Here is a 16,141-nt window from a genome sequence, read left to right on the forward strand (position 1 = left end):
GACGTTACGGCAAGCGTGACGATCACATCCAGGAGCACATTTTATTCCAATCTGGTTTTTGAGAGGGGCGGGGGCGGGTGCATATTTGGGGTCGCGGCTACGGCTAATTGCAGTTTCGTCCGGATGGCGAAGCCTTTTCAAGGTTTTTGAGGTCACTCAGCACGCTGAAGAGCTGTTTTGATCTGAGGTGGATGGTTCTTTTGTGTTGAGCTTGAGATCCGCCCCTCACCCTAACCCTCTCCCGGAGGGAGAGGGAACTGACCGAAGTGTGCCAAGAAAATCGGCGATCTGAAAAACCGTTTCGATTGCGGATTCACAGCCGATTTTTCAGGTCGATGTAAACCGCCAATATCCCCCGATCGGTCCCCTCTCCCTCCGGGAGAGGGTTAGGGGCGGATCTCAAGCCGGCCACCTATCGTACTGCCCGCCGCAGCATTCACCACAAAGCCCACTTCGCCAACAGACCTCGACAGCGCGTACCAACCCGATACCACGGACTTTTCAAGCACCTTGAGCCCGCTGGTTCTAACCTCCGATCAGACGTATTGCGCCGCCGCGTAGCCCGAAGCCCAGGCCCACTGGAAATTGAACCCGCCCAGGTGACCGGTCACATCCAGCACTTCGCCGATGAAATACAAGCCAGGGCTTTTCAACGACTCCATGGTCTTGGACGACACCTCCCGCGTATCCACGCCCCCCAAGGTCACTTCCGCCGTGCGATAACCCTCGGTGCCCGCCGGAATCAACTGCCAGCTTCCCAGCGTGTGGGCGATCTCCGCCAATTCTGCATGGGTGTACTGTTTCATCGGCTTGGAAACAAACCACTGTTCTGCCAGCAGATTGGCCATCTTCTTGGTGAAAATCTCCCCGAGCAGGGTTTTCAGTTCGCTGTTGGGCCGTTCGGCTTGTTGCTGTTGCAGCCAGGCGTGGGCGTCATGGTCTGGCAGCAGATTGATTTCGACGGTATCGCCGGACTCCCAATAGGAGGAAATCTGCAAGATCGCCGGCCCGCTCAAGCCACGATGGGTAAACAGAATGTTTTCGCGAAAACTCTGGTCATTGCAGCTCACCAGGCAATCCACCGAAGTGCCGGACAGCTCGGTGCACAGTTCCCTGAGCTGATCGGTGATGGTGAACGGCACCAGGCCGGCACGGGTCGGCAGCAGTTCATGGCCGAACTGTCTGGCCACTTGATAGCCGAACCCGGTGGCGCCCAGCGTAGGAATCGACAACCCGCCAGTGGCGATCACCAGGGATTCGCATCGCAGCTCGCCCAGGGTGGTCTGGAGCTGATAACCCGATTCGAGTTTGTCGATCTGCTGGATCGATGTGTCCAGGTGCAGGTTCACGCCGGTCTGGATGCACTCGTCCAGCAACATACCGAGAATGTCGCTGGATTTGTTGTCGCAGAACAGCTGGCCGAGTTTTTTCTCGTGGTACGGCACGCCGTGCTTGGCCACCAATCCAATGAAATCCCACTGGGTATAGCGGGCCAGCGCCGACTTGCAGAAGTGTGCGTTCTGCGACAGGAAGTTGGCCGGCTCGGTGTACATATTGGTGAAATTGCAGCGACCACCGCCAGACATCAGGATCTTCTTGCCGGCCTTGTTCGCATGGTCGATCAACATCACCGTGCGCCCACGCCCCGCGGCGGTCAGCGCGCACATCAAGCCTGCGGCGCCGGCGCCAATGATCACAACTTCGGTCGAGCGCAAAACGGTGTCCTCATACAGGAATCGATACGACCCTGTAGGAGTGAGCTTGCTCGCGAAAAACGTCAACGATAACGCGTGCTGTCTGGCTTGACGCCGCGCGCTCAGGTTTTTCGCGAGCAAGCTCGCTCCTACAGGGGCGAGCGGTGTCTTTACAGGATTCGCACGCGCAGCGAACGACCCTTGATCTTGCCGTCATTCAAGCGCTGCAATGCCTGCTTGGCGATGCCGCGTTCCACGGCCACATAGGCCTGGAAATCAAAGATCGCGATCTTGCCCACCTGCGCGCCCGGAATCCCGGCATCGCCGGTCAGTGCGCCAAGGATATCGCCCGGGCGAACCTTGTCTTTACGGCCAGCGGCGATGCACAAGGTGCTCATCTGTGGCAGCAGCGGACCACCGCTTTGCGGCTTGAGGTTGTCCAGTTGGTCCCAGTTCAGCGGCGACTTCTGCAGTTGCTCGATGGCCTGGGCACGGTGAGCTTCGGACGGTGCCACCAGGCTGATGGCAATCCCGGTTTCACCGGCACGACCGGTACGGCCAACGCGGTGAATGTGGATTTCCGAGTCGCGGGCCAGTTCGACGTTGATCACCATATCCAGTGCGTCAATGTCCAGGCCGCGAGCGGCAACGTCGGTAGCTACCAGGACCGAGGTACTGCGGTTGGCGAACATCGCCAGCACCTGGTCGCGATCGCGCTGTTCCAGATCGCCATGCAGGCCGACCGCGGAAATCCCCTTGGCCGTCAGGTGGTCGACGGTTTCCTGCACTTGCTGCTTGGTAAAGCAGAACGCCACGCAGGAGGCCGGGCGGAAGTGCGACAGCACCTTGGTCACGGCGTCCATGCGCTCTTCCGGGGAAATTTCGTAGAAGCGCTGTTCGATCTGTTCGTCCGAGTGGAACGCCTCGGCCTTCACTTGCTGCGGCGCGCGCATGAACTTGGACGCCAGTTGCTTGATGCTGACCGGGTAGGTGGCCGAGAACAGCAACGTCTGACGGCGCGCCGGGGTCTTGCTGATGATGTCTTCGATGGCGTCATAGAAGCCCATGTCGAGCATGCGGTCGGCTTCGTCGAGGATCAGCGTGTTCAGGCCGTCGAGCACCAGCGAGCCCTTGCGCAGGTGTTGTTGGATGCGTCCCGGCGTGCCGACGATGACGTGCGCGCCGTGCTCCAGCGAAGCGATCTGTGGGCCGAGGGACACGCCACCGCAGAGCGTCAGCACTTTGATGTTGTCTTCGGCGCGGGCCAGGCGGCGGATTTCCTTGGCGACCTGGTCGGCCAGCTCGCGGGTCGGGCACATTACCAGGGCCTGGCAGCCGAAATAGCGCGGGTTGATCGGGTTCAGCAGGCCGATGCCGAAGGCGGCGGTCTTGCCGCTGCCGGTCTTAGCCTGGGCGATCAGGTCCAGTCCCTTGAGGATCACCGGCAAGCTTTGCGCCTGGATCGGCGTCATCTCGGCATAACCCAGAGAGTCGAGGTTCGCCAGCATGGCGGCGGACAGCGGCAAAGTACTAAAAGCGGTGGCGATGGTGGTCACGGGACTGGCTCTGCAAAACAAAATGTCGCGTAGTGTAACAGCCCCCTGTGGAATTCCCCGCATGTTCTGACGAGGGGAGGAGGGCAGCCATAAGCTTGAAGCTGGTAGCTGTCCCTAGTGCTCCACATCGTGCTCGCGATTGACCACGCGTTTGCCATCCTTGGGCGACAGTTGCAGGAAAATCGCCGCCGCCAGCATCGCCATGATGCCCACGGTGAGGAAGGTCAATTGGAACGCTCCCAGCACGGTGTTGACGCCATCGTTGCCGGGTTCGGCGGTAAAGCCGCCGAGCAAGGCGCCGGCACAGGCCACCCCCAGGCTCAGGGCCAGTTGCGCCACCACCGACAACAGGCTGTTGCCGCTGCTGGCCTGGGCGTCATCGAGGTCGATCAGGGTCACGGTGTTCATCGCGGTAAACTGCAGCGAGTTGATCGCCCCGAGCACCGCCAGCATGGCTAGCAACAACGGATAAGGTGTCTGCTCGCTGACCAGGCCCATGCTCGCCAACATCAACCCCAATGCCAGCGTGTTACCGGTCAGGACGATGCGATAACCCAGACGCTCGATCAGCGGCCGTGCGAGGGACTTGGCGACCATCGCCGCGGCCGCCAGGGGCAGCATGCTCATCCCGGCCTGGGAGGGCGAGTAACCCAGGGCAAGCTGTAGCAGCAACGGCACCAGGAACGGCAGGGCGCCGCTGCCCAGGCGCGCGAACAGGTTGCCGAGAATGCCCACGGCAAATGTCCGGGTCTTGAACAGCCGCGGCGAGAACAGCGGGTTTTCGATGTGCCCGGCCCGCAGCCAATAGGCCGCCAGGCACGCCATGCCGCCGAACAGCAGCAACATCACGCGCAGGTGCGGCAAGTGCAGTTCGCCGAGGCCTTCCATGGCGATGGTGATGAACATCATCGCCGCGCCAAACAACAGGAATCCCAGGCTGTCGAAGCGCGTGCGTTCGCTGCCGCGCAGGTCGGGGATGAACTTCCACACGGCGTAGCAACCGATCAGTCCCACGGGCAGGTTGATCAGGAAGATCCAGTGCCACGTCAGGTACTGCACCATCCAGCCACCCATGGTCGGCCCGAGCAACGGGCCGAGCAGGCCGGGAATCGTGATGAACCCCATGATTCGCACCAGCTCCGAACGCGGGTAGGCGCGCAGCACCACCAGTCGGCCCACCGGCAACATCAGCGCGCCTCCAAGGCCCTGGATCACCCGCGCGCCGATCAGCATCGACAGGCTGTTGGACAGCGCGCAGAGCAATGAGCCGAGACTGAACAGCAGGATGGCGCTGAAGAAGATGTTCTTGGTACCGAAGCGATCGGCGATCCAGCCCGACGCCGGGATCAGCAACGCCACGGTGAGCATGTAGGCGATGATCACGCCTTGCATGCGCAGTGGGTTTTCCGCCAGGTCCTGCGCCATGGCGGGCAGTGCTGTATTTAGAATCGTCCCGTCGAGCGACTGCATGAAAAAGGCAATTGCCACCACCCAAGGAATCCAGCGGGCAGTCTTGGCATCTAGCTCGACACGATTGGGCATGAGGTCCCTTTTCTCAGCTGGCGATGGGGTGCCGATTATGCGCCATCCACTGCCTCATTTCCCATTGGCGGTTGGTCTATATCGGAGAGCGGGACGTTTTTGCCCACCAGGAAATCGATCAGTATCCGATGCACGGCGACCGCTGCTTCGCGGGATTCTAGGTCTAGCAAGTGCCCGGTGTGTTCGGCGGTGGCGAAGCTGCTGCGCCCTACATACTGCTTGAACGACTGCGCCTCAATGGCGGGGGTGTATTCGTCCAGCGCACCGTTGAGAAAGTGCACAGGGGTTTTGATCTGGCGCAATTGCGGCAAGTAGTTGCCATCGCCCAAGGCCAGCACCTGATGAATATGAAAGCGCGCCTGCCGGTACTCGGTGGTGGCCATGTTCGACAGATGACGGTGGTTATTGCGCTTGAGCCGGGACGAGAGAAATTTACCGACGGTTTCGTTGAGCAGGTGGCCGACGGCGGATTTATCGTCGGCCTCGATCAGTACCCGCACGCGCTCCACGTATTCGAGCATGGGCTGGTTGAGGTGAGGCGCCAGGGCCATCACCACCGAGCTTTCGATGGAGGGCGGGTTGCGGGCCAGGGTCAGCAGCGTCGAGATGCCGCCCCAGGAGGCCGATACCAGGTGGTTGACTTCGAAGCGTTCCACCAGCGCCCTGAGGATTTCCACTTCGTCGTCCTTGGTCACCAGGTCGAGATCGGTGTTGTGGGGGCGCGAGTAGCCGGAGAACGGCAGGTCGAACATCAGCACATTGAAGTGCCCGGCCAGGCACCTGCTGGTGCGGGCAAACGAGCGGGTGGTAGACAGCGCGCCGTTGACCAGCAGCACGGTCTTTCTCTGCGGGTCGTTGCCGAGTCGCTCTACGTGAACGTTGTAGTGCTTGAACAGCTTCTCAATGACAAAACTTCCTTGGTGCATGTCAACGCTCCGGCTCGCCTTTCCCAGGCGAGGTCATGCCTCACTTGGCGGCAAGTGGGTTGAAGGGTGGCGGGACGCCACTAACGTTTATATCGAGGTTTTTGGCGGGCGACAACAACCCATCAATCAATGGGCTGCTGTAAAGGAAGGTTCATCAAGACGCGGGGCATTCCTCTGTAGGAGACGTGTCTTGGCGTCTCCACAAAACCCAACGCAGCATCGCCGGGATTAAGGTGCCTACAAGGTCAGGGTGAGGCGCTTGATCAGCGCGCCGGGCAATAAGTTGGACGAGGTGTCGCGCTGGCCATAGGTGCTGGCCGACAGCAGCAACTCGCGTTCGGCCGTCAACGCCTCCAGCTGTGAACCCAGCAGATGGTAGACGCTGTCATCAAAGCGCATGGTGCTGACCGGCGCCTTGATCTTGCCGTCTTCCACCCAGAACGTGGCGAAGCGGGTCATGCCGGTCAGGCGGGCCGCCGGCTGGTCAGAGTAGTTCAGGTACCACAGGTTGCTGATATACAAGCCTGTGCCCAATTGCTCGAGGATGTCGGCCTGGGCCAGATCACCCGCCGCCATCTGAAAGGCGCTGGGAGATTCGTCGCTGTCGGCACCATTAGCGCTCAACCCGTATTCGGCGGCGCTGCGCGAACTGACCAGGCGGCCCTCGGCCATGCCGGCGTTGATCAGGGTCACGTCGCTACGCGGATAACCGTCCCGGGAAAACGCCGGGCTCAGGGAGCCGCTGACCTGTTCATTCATGCCCACCAACGGGCTCAGCGTTTGATCGCCGGTATACAAACGCTGCAACGGGCTGCTTTTGCTGGCGATGGACTGGGCAGAAAAACCGCCCCAGGCGAGCATGCCGATGATCTCTTCCATGGCCGCCGGCGCCAGGTACGCCCGGTATTCGCCCGGCGTCAGTGGATGCAGTGGCCGGCCCAGGAACGCCAGTTGCTCGCGGGCTTGTTGAAAGCGCTGGGCAAACGCCGCGCTGTTCCAGGCATCGCCGGCATAACTGGCCTTGACCGCTTCACCGTTGGCATGGAACAGGCTGAAGTCGAAGTTGAAGCTGTTCGCCTGATGCCAGCCAAACGCTCCCGATGAGCTGGCGAAGCCGCGGCTTATGGGGCCCGCAGCATAAAATCCGACCAGGTCGGTGTCTTTCGCGGCGAGGCTGATGTCCGTCAGCACCTGATCCAGCTCCGGCAGTGGCTGAAGCTGTGTGTTGTGGCTTTGCCAGGCGCTGTGGTTGAGCAGCAGATAAGGATCGCGTTGCAGAAGTGGCAAGGTTTCGCGCAACTGTTGCAGGCCTTCGGCCAAGCGCTGGCGGTCAAGTTCGGGGGGCCCGGCCAGGGTGATGCCGAGGTCGGCATGGCGGCCGTTGTTGATCAGCTTCAAGTTCACGCTGGCCTGTTGCACCTGGCCAGCCTGACGCACGCGCGCATGGTTGAAGCGCACGAATTCGGATGACTCCGCCGCGTAACCGAGATGAAACTGTTCCTCTTCGGTGATGGCCTGCTTCAGCCAATCCACCAATCCCTTGAACGCCTGCATCAGGCATCTCCTCCAAACACATCGACATCGCTGAATACACAAGCCGGCGCGGCATGGCCGACACGGATTACCTGATTGGGTTCGCCCTTGCCACAGTTGGGCGTGCCCAACACTTTGAAGGTGCTGGCGTCACCAACGGCGCTGAGCTTGCGCCAGAACTGCGCGGAAATAGCCCGGTAGTTGGGGTTCTTCACCACGCCCTTGAGTTCGCCGTCCTCAATCAATTGGCCCCATTCGCAGCCGAACTGGAATTTGTTGCGCGCATCGTCGATGGACCAGGAGCGATTGTTCGACATCAGAATGCCGTGCTCGATGCCACCGATCAGTTGCGCCAGACTCTGGTCGCCGGCCTCGATATTGAGGTTGGCCATGCGGTCGATGGGCGCGCGGTTCCAGCTACAGGCGCGACTGTTGGCGACACCACCCAAACCTGCCCGATATTGCGACAACGCACCGCCCAAAGGCTTGAGCAACAATCCCTCGCGAATCAGGAATTGTTTACGGGCGGGCGTGCCGTCGTCGTCATGGCCGTAACTGGCCAGTTGCTCGGGAATATCGGGGTCGAACGTCACGTTCAGCAGTCTGGAGCCGTATTGCAGCTGGCCGAAGTCGCTGGTCTTGACGAAGCTGGTACCCGCGTAATTGCGCTCGTCACCCAGGATGCGGTCCAACTCCAGCGGATGCCCGATGGACTCGTGGATCTGCAGGATCATTTGGTCAGGCATCAGCAGCAGGTCACGCGGACCTTGAGGCGTATTCGGTGCCAGCAGCAGTTGCAATGCCTGATCGGCAATTTCCGTGGCGGCGCCCATCAGGCCGAAACGCTTGACCACCTCGAAGCCACCTTGCTGGCCGAAGTTGCTGCCACCCAAGGTCCGGGTCTGGCTGTCGTTGCCGTCATAAGCGGTCACGTTGATGCCCGGGAACACAAAGCGCTGGGCCTGACGCAGGACGGCCCCGGCGCTGTTGAGGTAGATCTGTTCGACGAGGGTAGTACCGAGGCTGACTTCCCAACTCACCAAGCGCTCATCCTTGGGCACGGTGGCAGACTCGGCGCCCAGGCGTTGGTAGCACTCGCTCAGGGACGGGAAGGGCTGATCCAGGTCTGGCGACAAATAATCAGCGACTTCGCTGGACACTGGCTGCTCGCGCAGGTCGAGCAGGGCATGCGGTTTGATCCGCCGCGCTTGCTGTTCGGCGCGCTCCAGCGCGGCTTGCAGACCGGGCAGGGAAATATCGTGGGTCGCGGCGTAGGCTTCGACACCGTTGAGGCGCACCGTGAGCATGGCGCCTTGGTCCTGGCTCAGGTGTGGCGGTTCGGCGACGTTTTTGCGCACTGACAGAAACTGGCCGGATTCGCGCACGTAGCGCAAAGAGAAGAATTCGGCGGTGGTGCGCAGGGCCGCGAAGTGTTTTTTGAGTTGCGGGTGAGCGTCGAACATAGGGCCTTCCTGGTGGGCGGTGGTGGCCTGGAGGGCCCTATCGCTGTAGGCGCGAGGGGGACGCCTAGTTCTTGCTCGCGAAAAGCCAGAGAGCATCGCGTGCCTCCAGAATGCCCGCGTCATCGTTGGCGATTTTCGTCAGCAAGAACTAGGCGTCCCCTCGCTCCTACAGGGTTAAACCGGGCAACCCTTGGCGCGCAGGATCGCGTCAAAACGATCAGGGTCCAGGGTGCCGGCTTCGATGGCCGCGAGTGTAGCCTGCTCGCGGGCCAGCAGGTCGTGGCAGCGCACCAGCAACTCCGGCAGTTCGCTGCGGGACGCGGCCACCACGCCGTCGCCATCACCGATCATCAGGTCACCGGGCATCACCAGCATGCCGGCACAGGAAATTGGTACGTTGATTTCGCCGCCGCCGTCGGTGCTCGGGCCACGGTGTACGCCGCCGATGGCATACGCTGGCAGTTCGCCGGTCTGCCATTCGTCGAGGTCGCGCAAGGCGCCGTTGATCACCACGCCGACGATGCCGGCCTTCAAGGCCATGGCGCGCATGATGCCGCCGAACACCGCGCGGGTCAGGTCGGCGCTGCCGTCGATCACCAGCACATCACCCGGACGGGCCATCTGCATGGCTTTGAGAATCATCAGGTTGTCACCTGGACGCACGCGCACGGTCAGCGCGCTGCCGAGCATCGGAGCGTTGCCATGGAAGGCCTTGAGGCCCAGGCCACCGACGTTACGCCCCAGGCAATCGCTGACAGCAGCGGCCGGGATCTTGCTGAATTCCTTCAGCCATTTCGGGTCCAGCGGTTCAACATTTGGATTGATCAGAAAGCCGGTAGGCCATTTGCTCGAAGAAACGACATCAAACATGAGAAAGCCTCGTGGCCAGGCAAGTGCCGGCGGGTCGATGGGTAGGTGAAACGTTTGCGCGACCATTAGAGTAGGCCGTCGCGGGGGATGGGATCAAGGGTAGTGCGGGTTATGAGGAGCGAGCTTGCTCGCGAAAGGCGTTAACGATAACGCGGGGCATCAGGTGCCCCGCGGTGTTCCAAGGTGCTTCGCGAGCAAGCTCGCTCTTACAGAGTAGGACCTACTTCCCGCATCGGCTTGCCACGCACTGGCGCGTCGCCCGCCACATAGTAGTCGGCTGTGCTGCGTGGCAGTGACTGGCGGCCACGGATCTTGTCGGCGATTTTTTCGGCGATCATGATCGTCGGCGCGTTCAGGTTGCCGGTGGTGATGATTGGCATGATCGAGGCATCGACCACCCGCAGGCCCTGCATGCCATGCACACGACCTTCGCCATCGACCACGGCCATCTCGTCGGTGCCCATCTTGCACGAGCAGGACGGGTGGAACGCGGTTTCGGCGTGCTCGCGGATAAATTTATCCAGTTGCTCGTCGGTCTGCACTTCGATGCCCGGGCTGATTTCGCGGCCACGGAATGGGTCCAGTGCCGGCTGTTGCATGATTTCACGGGTCAGGCGGATGCCGTCGCGAAACTCCTGCCAGTCCTGTTCCGTCGCCATGTAGTTGAAGAGGATGCTCGGGTAGTCGCGAGGGTTCTTCGACTTCAGTTGCACGCGGCCACGGCTTGGCGAGCGCATGGAACCCATGTGCGCCTGGAAACCGTGCTCTTTCACACCGTTGCTGCCGTTGTAGTTAATCGCGACCGGCAGGAAGTGGTATTGGATGTTCGGCCACTCGAAGTCTTCACGGGTGCGGATGAACCCGCCGGCTTCGAACTGGTTGCTGGCGCCGATACCGGTGCCGTTGAACAGCCACTCGGCACCGATGGCCGGTTGGTTGTACCAGAGCAGCGACGGGTACAGCGAGACTGGCTGGGTGCAGGCGTATTGCAGGTACAGCTCAAGGTGATCCTGCAGGTTTTCGCCGACGCCTGCCAGGTCATGGACCACCGGGATGTCGAGGCTTTCCAGCAGCTTGGCCGGGCCAACGCCGGAGCGTTGCAGCAGTTGCGGCGAAGCGATAGCGCCGCTGCACACCAGCACTTCTTTGCGGGCACGGGCCTCGACGCGCTCTTCGGCAGCACCGATGAGGTAGCGCACACCCACGGCACGCTTGCCTTCGAACAAGACTTTGTCCGTCAGCGCGTGAGTGACGATGGTCAGCGTCGAACGCTTCTTGGCCACGTCCAGGTAGCCGCGCGCGGTACTGGCGCGACGGCCGTTCGGCGTCACGGTGCGGTCCATTGGGCCGAAGCCTTCTTGCTGGTAGCTGTTCAGGTCTTCGGTACGCGGGTAACCGGCTTGCACGCCGGCTTCAACCATGGCGTGGAACAGCGGGTTGTTTCCGGCTTTAGGCGTGGTCACGCTGACCGGGCCGTCGCCACCGTGGTAGTCGTTGGGACCGATGTCACGGGTTTCAGCTTTTCTGAAATACGGCAGGCAGTCCAGATAGCTCCAGTCTTCCAGGCCGGGCAGTTTCGACCAGTTGTCGTAGTCCATGGCATTGCCACGGATGTAGCACATGCCGTTGATCAGCGAAGAGCCACCCAGGCCCTTGCCACGACCGCATTCCATCCGGCGGCCATCCATGTGTGGCTCTGGATCGGTTTCGTAGGCCCAGTTGTAGCGACGACCTTGCAGCGGGAACGCCAGGGCGGCTGGCATCTGGGTACGGAAATCCAGACGGTAGTCCGGGCCGCCGGCTTCCAGCAGCAGGACGGTGACGCCTTCGTCTTCGGTCAGACGGGTGGCCAGGGTGTTACCGGCCGATCCCGCGCCAACAATGATGTAGTCATATTCTTGGGACATAAATGCACCCTCTTTGAAATTTGGTCAGGTCTGGCGAGTGCTTCGCACTCGATCGCAGGCAAGCCAGCTTCTACATTTGATCGGGTTCATACGCTCAAAATGTGGGAGCGGGCTTGCTCGCGATGGCGGCCTCGCAGGCAACGCAAGGCTCGGCTTTAGAACACCGAGGCGTAATCGCCCAGCTCGACCTGTACCGATTTGATGCGCGTGAAGTTGTTCAGCGAGCTGATCCCGTTCTCACGGCCAACACCCGACTGCTTGTAACCGCCAACCGGCATCTTCGCGTCGGACTCGCCCCAGGCGTTGATCCAGCAGATACCGGCTTCCAGTTGATGAATCACGCGGTGGGCGCGATTCAGGTCCTTGGTCACCAGGCCGGCAGCCAGGCCGAAGTCCGTGTCGTTGGCGCGGCGGATCACTTCTTCTTCGGTTTCGTAAGTGAGGATGCTCATCACCGGGCCGAAGATTTCTTCACGCACGATGGTCATCTCGTCGGTGCAGTCGGTGAACACGGTCGGTGCCACGAATGCGCCCTTGGCGAAATCGCCGTCGGTCAGGCGGTTGCCGCCACACAGCAGGCGTGCGCCTTGCTCCTTACCTTTGGCGATGTAGCCGAGCACGCTTTCCATGTGGGCGAAGCTGACCAGCGGGCCGAAGTTGGTGTTGTCGTCTTGCGGGTCGCCGACGCGGATGCGCGCAACGCGTTCAACGATCTTGGCCTCGAACGCCGCTTGCAGATGCTTGGGCACGAAGACGCGGGTGCCGTTGGTGCAGACCTGACCGGAGCTGTAGAAGTTGGCCATCATCGCAATATCGGCGGCGCGATCCAGGTCGGCGTCGTCGAAGATGATCAGTGGCGACTTGCCGCCCAGTTCCATGGTCACTTCCTTGAGCGAGGAACTCGAAGCGCTGGCCATGACTTTCTTGCCGGTGTCGGTGCCGCCGGTGAAGGAGACTTTTTCGATGCGCGGGTGCTCGGTCAGCCAAGTGCCGACTTCACGGCCGCTGCCGGTCAGGACGTTGAACACACCTGCTGGAACGCCGGCCTGGGTGTAGATCTCGGCCAGTTTCAGGGTGGTCAGGGATGTGACTTCGCTTGGCTTGAAGATCATCGCGTTACCGGCCGCCAGGGCTGGCGCGGATTTCCACAGAGCGATCTGGATCGGGTAGTTCCAGGCGCCGATACCGGCGACCACGCCCAGCGGTTCGCGACGGGTGTAGACGAAGGAGGTGTCACGCAGCGGGATTTGCTCGCCTTCGATGGCGGGCACCAGGCCTGCGTAGTATTCCAGCACGTCGGCGCCGGTGACGATGTCGACATATTTGGTTTCGGAGAACGCCTTGCCGGTGTCCAGGGTTTCCAGCGCGGCGAGTTCATCGTTGCGCTCGCGCAGGATGTCGACGGCGCGACGCAGGATGCGCGAACGTTCCATGGCGGTCATCGCGGCCCAGATTTTCTGGCCCTTTTCGGCGCTGGCCACGGCACGCTCAACGTCATCGAAGGTGGCGCGTTGCACGTTGGCGAGAACTTCACCGTTAGCCGGGTTGATGGCTTCGAAGGTGGCATCGCTGCTAGCGTCGCTGTAGCCGCCGTCAATGTAGAGTTTTTGCAGTTCGAAACGGGCCATAAAGTCCTCGCAAGTGCATAAGTGGTTGGCGTTACCCGCTGAAAAGTGGGCCATTGTGTGGTGGCAGCACTGATCGGCGGATGTTCAGGGGGGTGAGCGTTTATGTGTGCTCTAACTCACCTGCTTGGCCAATTGGAAATCCATGTATTCGTACGCGATCCGTTGCGCCTGCTCCGTGTCGAAAGCGTCTCCCGACAGGGCGCCGCGCAACCACAAACCGTCAATCAGGGCCGCCAGGCCGCGGGCAGCGCTGCGTGCATCGGCCAGTGGCAACACGCGGCGGAACTGGCAACACAGGTTGGAATACAGACGGTGATCGTTGATCCGCTGCAACCTGTGCAAAGACGGGTGGTGCATGCTGGCGGCCCAGAAGGCCAACCAGGTTTTCATCGTCGGGCCGTTGACCTGGCTCGCGTCGAAGTTGCCTCCGATAATCACCTGAAGATGCGCCCGTGGGCTGCTATCTCTCAGGTCACGCCGTCGTTCGTGGACGTTCTCGATCAGCACATTCATCAGGTACCGCATCGTGGCGGCGATCAGGCCATTCTTGTCCTGAAAGTAGTGACTGATGATGCCGTTCGAAACACCGGCCAGACGGGCGATCAGCGCAATGCTGGCATCTCCCATCCCAACCTGATCGATGGCCGTCAATGTGGCTTCAATCAACTGTTGGCGGCGTATGGGTTGCATACCGACCTTGGGCATGTAGCACGTCTCCTTAGGCCTGGCGACGAGCGATAAACGTCCGTCGGCTTGTGGGCCAGTCTATTTTGTTTTGATTGAACGTTCAATCAACAAAGAATAAGATCTGCGACAAATGGTCGCTGCCTGCAGGTATTGCCTACCCGCGGACGGCGACATCTGACACCTGAAAAACCTTTGAAACGCCCGAAGTCACAGCTTCGCTGGGGCTCAACGATTTTCGGGGTGTCTTTATATCACCCGTCCGTCGGCTGCCGAAAAAACGATGGCATGGGTCAAGCGCTGTCTTGCGTTCCTCTCTCGCACTGCCTGGAGCATCTGTGCCATGAGTTCTGCCTCTCTTATAAAGACCCCGCCGGAAAAGGTACGGGTCAACGGTTGGGTGTTCTACACCTCTACCGCGCTGGTTCTGCTGTTGACTGCGATTTTGATTGTGGCCCCGCAAGAGGCCGGCAGGCTGCTTGGCGTGGCCCAGACCTGGCTCTCGAAAAGCTTTGGCTGGTATTACATGGTGGTCATCGCCACCTACCTGGTATTCGTGGTGGGGCTGGCGTTTTCGTCCTATGGCAAGTTGAAGCTGGGCAGCAAGGACGACACACCGGACTTCAGCTACGGTGCCTGGGCCGGCATGTTGTTCTCGTCTGGGATCGGTATTTCGCTGTTGTACTTCGGTGCATCCGAACCGCTGGACCACTACTACAACCCGCCCGAAGGCGCGGCCGCGACCCAGATGGCCGCGCGCCAGGCCCTGCAACTGACGTTCCTGCATTGGGGCCTGCATGGCTGGGCGATCTACGCGCTGGTCGGCCTGGCCGTGGCGTACTTTGCCTACCGTCATAACCAGCCGCTGGCGTTGCGTTCGGCGCTGTACCCGCTGGTGGGCGAGCGCTGGGTCAAGGGCGCCGCCGGTCACGCGGTGGACGGCTTCGGCATGTTCGTGACCTTGTTGGGCCTGGTGACCAACCTGGGAATCGGCGCGATGCAAGTGTCGTCGGGGCTCGAGAACCTGTTCGGCATGGCACACAGCAACACCAACCTGTTGATCGTGATCATCGTGATGAGTAGCGTGGCGACCATCGCGGCGGTGTCGGGGGTGGAAAACGGCATTCGTCGCCTGTCCAACCTCAACATCGTGTTGTTCAGTGGCCTGCTGATTTTCGTGCTGCTGTTCGGACCGACCCTGCATCTGCTCAACGGCTTCGTGCAGAACATCGGCGACTACATGAACGGCCTCGTGCTGAAAACCTTCGACTTGTATGTGTACGCAGGCGACGGAGAGGCATCCGAGCGCTGGATGGGCTTGTGGACCCTGTTCTACTGGGCCTGGTGGATTTCCTGGGCGCCATTCGTGGGGATGTTCATCGCCCGTATTTCCCGTGGTCGTACCGTGCGTGAGCTGGTGGCCGGCGTGCTGCTGATCCCGCTGGGCTTTACCCTGGCGTGGCTGTCGATCTTCGGTAACTCGGCCCTGGACCTGGTGCTCAACCATGGCGCGGTGGAGTTGGGCAAGACGGCGCTGGAACAGCCATCCATGGCGATTTACCAGTTGCTGGAGTATTACCCCGCGTCGAAAGTAGTGATCGGTGTTTCGATCTTTGTCGGTTTTGTATTGTTCCTGACGCCTGCGGATTCTGGCGCGGTGATGATGGCGAACCTGTCCTGCAAGGGCGGTAGTGTTGACGAGGATGCGCCGCACTGGCTGCGGATTTTCTGGTCGGCGGTGATCACCCTGGTGACCGTCGGCCTGCTGTTTGCCGGTAACTTTGAAGCCATGCAAACCATGGTGGTGCTGGCCGGACTGCCGTTCTCGGTGGTACTGATCTGCTTCATGTTCGGCCTGCACAAGGCCATGCGCCAGGATGTGGCGATCGAACAGGAGCAAGCGCAACTGGCTGAACGTGGTCGGCGTGGTTTCAGTGAGCGTTTGACCGCGCTGGAGTTGCAACCGAGTCAGGCTATCGTGCAGCGCTTCATGGACAAGAAGGTCACTCCAGCGTTGGAAGAAGCGGCTGTTACGTTGCGGGACCAAGGGCTGGAAGTGCAGACCTTGTTGGGTAAGTCCAAGCGTTGCATTGGTGTGCGGATCGAGATGCAGGAAGGCAATCCGTTTGTTTATGAAGTGAGCCTGGATGGCTACACGGCGGCGCCTGGCGATCTGCCTGAGGAAGAACGCAGCCGTTACTACCGCGCCGAGGTCTACCTGTACAACGGGCCTCAGGAATACGACCTGATGGGCTTCACCCCGGAACAGATTACCCGGGATGTACTCGATCAGTTTGAAAGCCATCGGCAACTCCTCGGCCGGGTGTATAGCTGATAA

At 60.9% G+C, this 16,141-nt stretch carries 11 protein-coding genes; 1 reads left to right on the plus strand and 10 read right to left on the minus strand.

The features are described 5' to 3' along the window. Positions 1–536: 536 nt before the first annotated feature. From BLU75_RS24985 to betI, 10 genes are all read right to left on the minus strand, one after another. On the minus strand, positions 537–1,715 hold the full coding sequence (locus BLU75_RS24985) for a BaiN/RdsA family NAD(P)/FAD-dependent oxidoreductase (protein ID WP_084378500.1): 1,179 nt from the start codon (positions 1,713–1,715) through the stop codon (positions 537–539). A 149-nt stretch (positions 1,716–1,864) separates the two neighbouring features. Beyond that, the gene (gene dbpA, locus BLU75_RS24990; RefSeq protein ID WP_231982692.1) at positions 1,865–3,202 is read right to left on the minus strand and encodes an ATP-dependent RNA helicase DbpA; all 1,338 of its coding nucleotides are present in this window, start codon (positions 3,200–3,202) and stop codon (positions 1,865–1,867) included. Between the two features lie 162 nt (positions 3,203–3,364). After that, the gene (gene mdtD / locus BLU75_RS24995; RefSeq protein WP_084378498.1) at positions 3,365–4,792 is read right to left on the minus strand and encodes a multidrug transporter subunit MdtD; all 1,428 of its coding nucleotides are present in this window, start codon (positions 4,790–4,792) and stop codon (positions 3,365–3,367) included. Positions 4,793–4,827: 35 nt separating this feature from the next. Further along, a complete protein-coding gene (locus BLU75_RS25000; RefSeq protein WP_084378497.1) occupies positions 4,828–5,718 on the minus strand; it encodes an alpha/beta fold hydrolase in 891 nt (296 codons plus the stop codon). A gap of 237 nt (positions 5,719–5,955) precedes the next feature. Then, positions 5,956–7,272 (minus strand): TldD/PmbA family protein, encoded by a 1,317-nt coding sequence (locus tag BLU75_RS25005; RefSeq protein WP_084378496.1) that lies wholly within the window; start codon positions 7,270–7,272, stop codon positions 5,956–5,958. After that, positions 7,272–8,714 (minus strand): TldD/PmbA family protein, encoded by a 1,443-nt coding sequence (locus BLU75_RS25010; RefSeq protein ID WP_084378495.1) that lies wholly within the window; start codon positions 8,712–8,714, stop codon positions 7,272–7,274. The genes BLU75_RS25005 and BLU75_RS25010 overlap by 1 nt, the downstream gene beginning before the upstream one ends. 174 nt (positions 8,715–8,888) lie before the next feature. Further along, entirely contained in the window at positions 8,889–9,584 is a 696-nt protein-coding gene (locus BLU75_RS25015) for an RraA family protein (protein WP_084378494.1), read from the minus strand. A gap of 206 nt (positions 9,585–9,790) precedes the next feature. Next, the gene (gene betA, locus BLU75_RS25020) at positions 9,791–11,491 is read right to left on the minus strand and encodes a choline dehydrogenase (protein ID WP_084378493.1); all 1,701 of its coding nucleotides are present in this window, start codon (positions 11,489–11,491) and stop codon (positions 9,791–9,793) included. Between the two features lie 155 nt (positions 11,492–11,646). Beyond that, positions 11,647–13,119 (minus strand): betaine-aldehyde dehydrogenase, encoded by a 1,473-nt coding sequence (betB, locus tag BLU75_RS25025; RefSeq protein ID WP_084378492.1) that lies wholly within the window; start codon positions 13,117–13,119, stop codon positions 11,647–11,649. A gap of 111 nt (positions 13,120–13,230) precedes the next feature. After that, positions 13,231–13,824 (minus strand): transcriptional regulator BetI, encoded by a 594-nt coding sequence (gene betI / locus BLU75_RS25030; protein WP_090221584.1) that lies wholly within the window; start codon positions 13,822–13,824, stop codon positions 13,231–13,233. Positions 13,825–14,203: 379 nt separating this feature from the next. Between betI and BLU75_RS25035 the strand changes: the two genes are divergently transcribed. Further along, positions 14,204–16,138: a BCCT family transporter gene (locus BLU75_RS25035; protein WP_231982693.1), complete on the plus strand. Its 1,935-nt coding sequence runs from the start codon at positions 14,204–14,206 to the stop codon at positions 16,136–16,138. Positions 16,139–16,141: the final 3 nt, after the last annotated feature.

It is taken from the genome of Pseudomonas mucidolens (genome assembly GCF_900106045.1).
Lineage (GTDB): Bacteria > Pseudomonadota > Gammaproteobacteria > Pseudomonadales > Pseudomonadaceae > Aquipseudomonas > Aquipseudomonas mucidolens.

What these genes read in the sequence shown, in the direction of transcription:
- dbpA (WP_231982692.1), bottom strand. Translation starts at nt 3,202, where the DNA reads ATGCTGGCGAACCTCGACTCTCTGGGTTATGCCGAGATGACGCCGATC.
- mdtD (WP_084378498.1), bottom strand. Translation starts at nt 4,792, where the DNA reads ATGCCCAATCGTGTCGAGCTAGATGCCAAGACTGCCCGCTGGATTCCT.
- BLU75_RS25000 (WP_084378497.1), bottom strand. Translation starts at nt 5,718, where the DNA reads ATGCACCAAGGAAGTTTTGTCATTGAGAAGCTGTTCAAGCACTACAAC.
- BLU75_RS25005 (WP_084378496.1), bottom strand. Translation starts at nt 7,272, where the DNA reads ATGCAGGCGTTCAAGGGATTGGTGGATTGGCTGAAGCAGGCCATCACC.
- BLU75_RS25010 (WP_084378495.1), bottom strand. Translation starts at nt 8,714, where the DNA reads ATGTTCGACGCTCACCCGCAACTCAAAAAACACTTCGCGGCCCTGCGC.
- BLU75_RS25015 (WP_084378494.1), bottom strand. Translation starts at nt 9,584, where the DNA reads ATGTTTGATGTCGTTTCTTCGAGCAAATGGCCTACCGGCTTTCTGATC.
- betA (WP_084378493.1), bottom strand. Translation starts at nt 11,491, where the DNA reads ATGTCCCAAGAATATGACTACATCATTGTTGGCGCGGGATCGGCCGGT.
- betB (WP_084378492.1), bottom strand. Translation starts at nt 13,119, where the DNA reads ATGGCCCGTTTCGAACTGCAAAAACTCTACATTGACGGCGGCTACAGC.
- betI (WP_090221584.1), bottom strand. Translation starts at nt 13,824, where the DNA reads ATGCCCAAGGTCGGTATGCAACCCATACGCCGCCAACAGTTGATTGAA.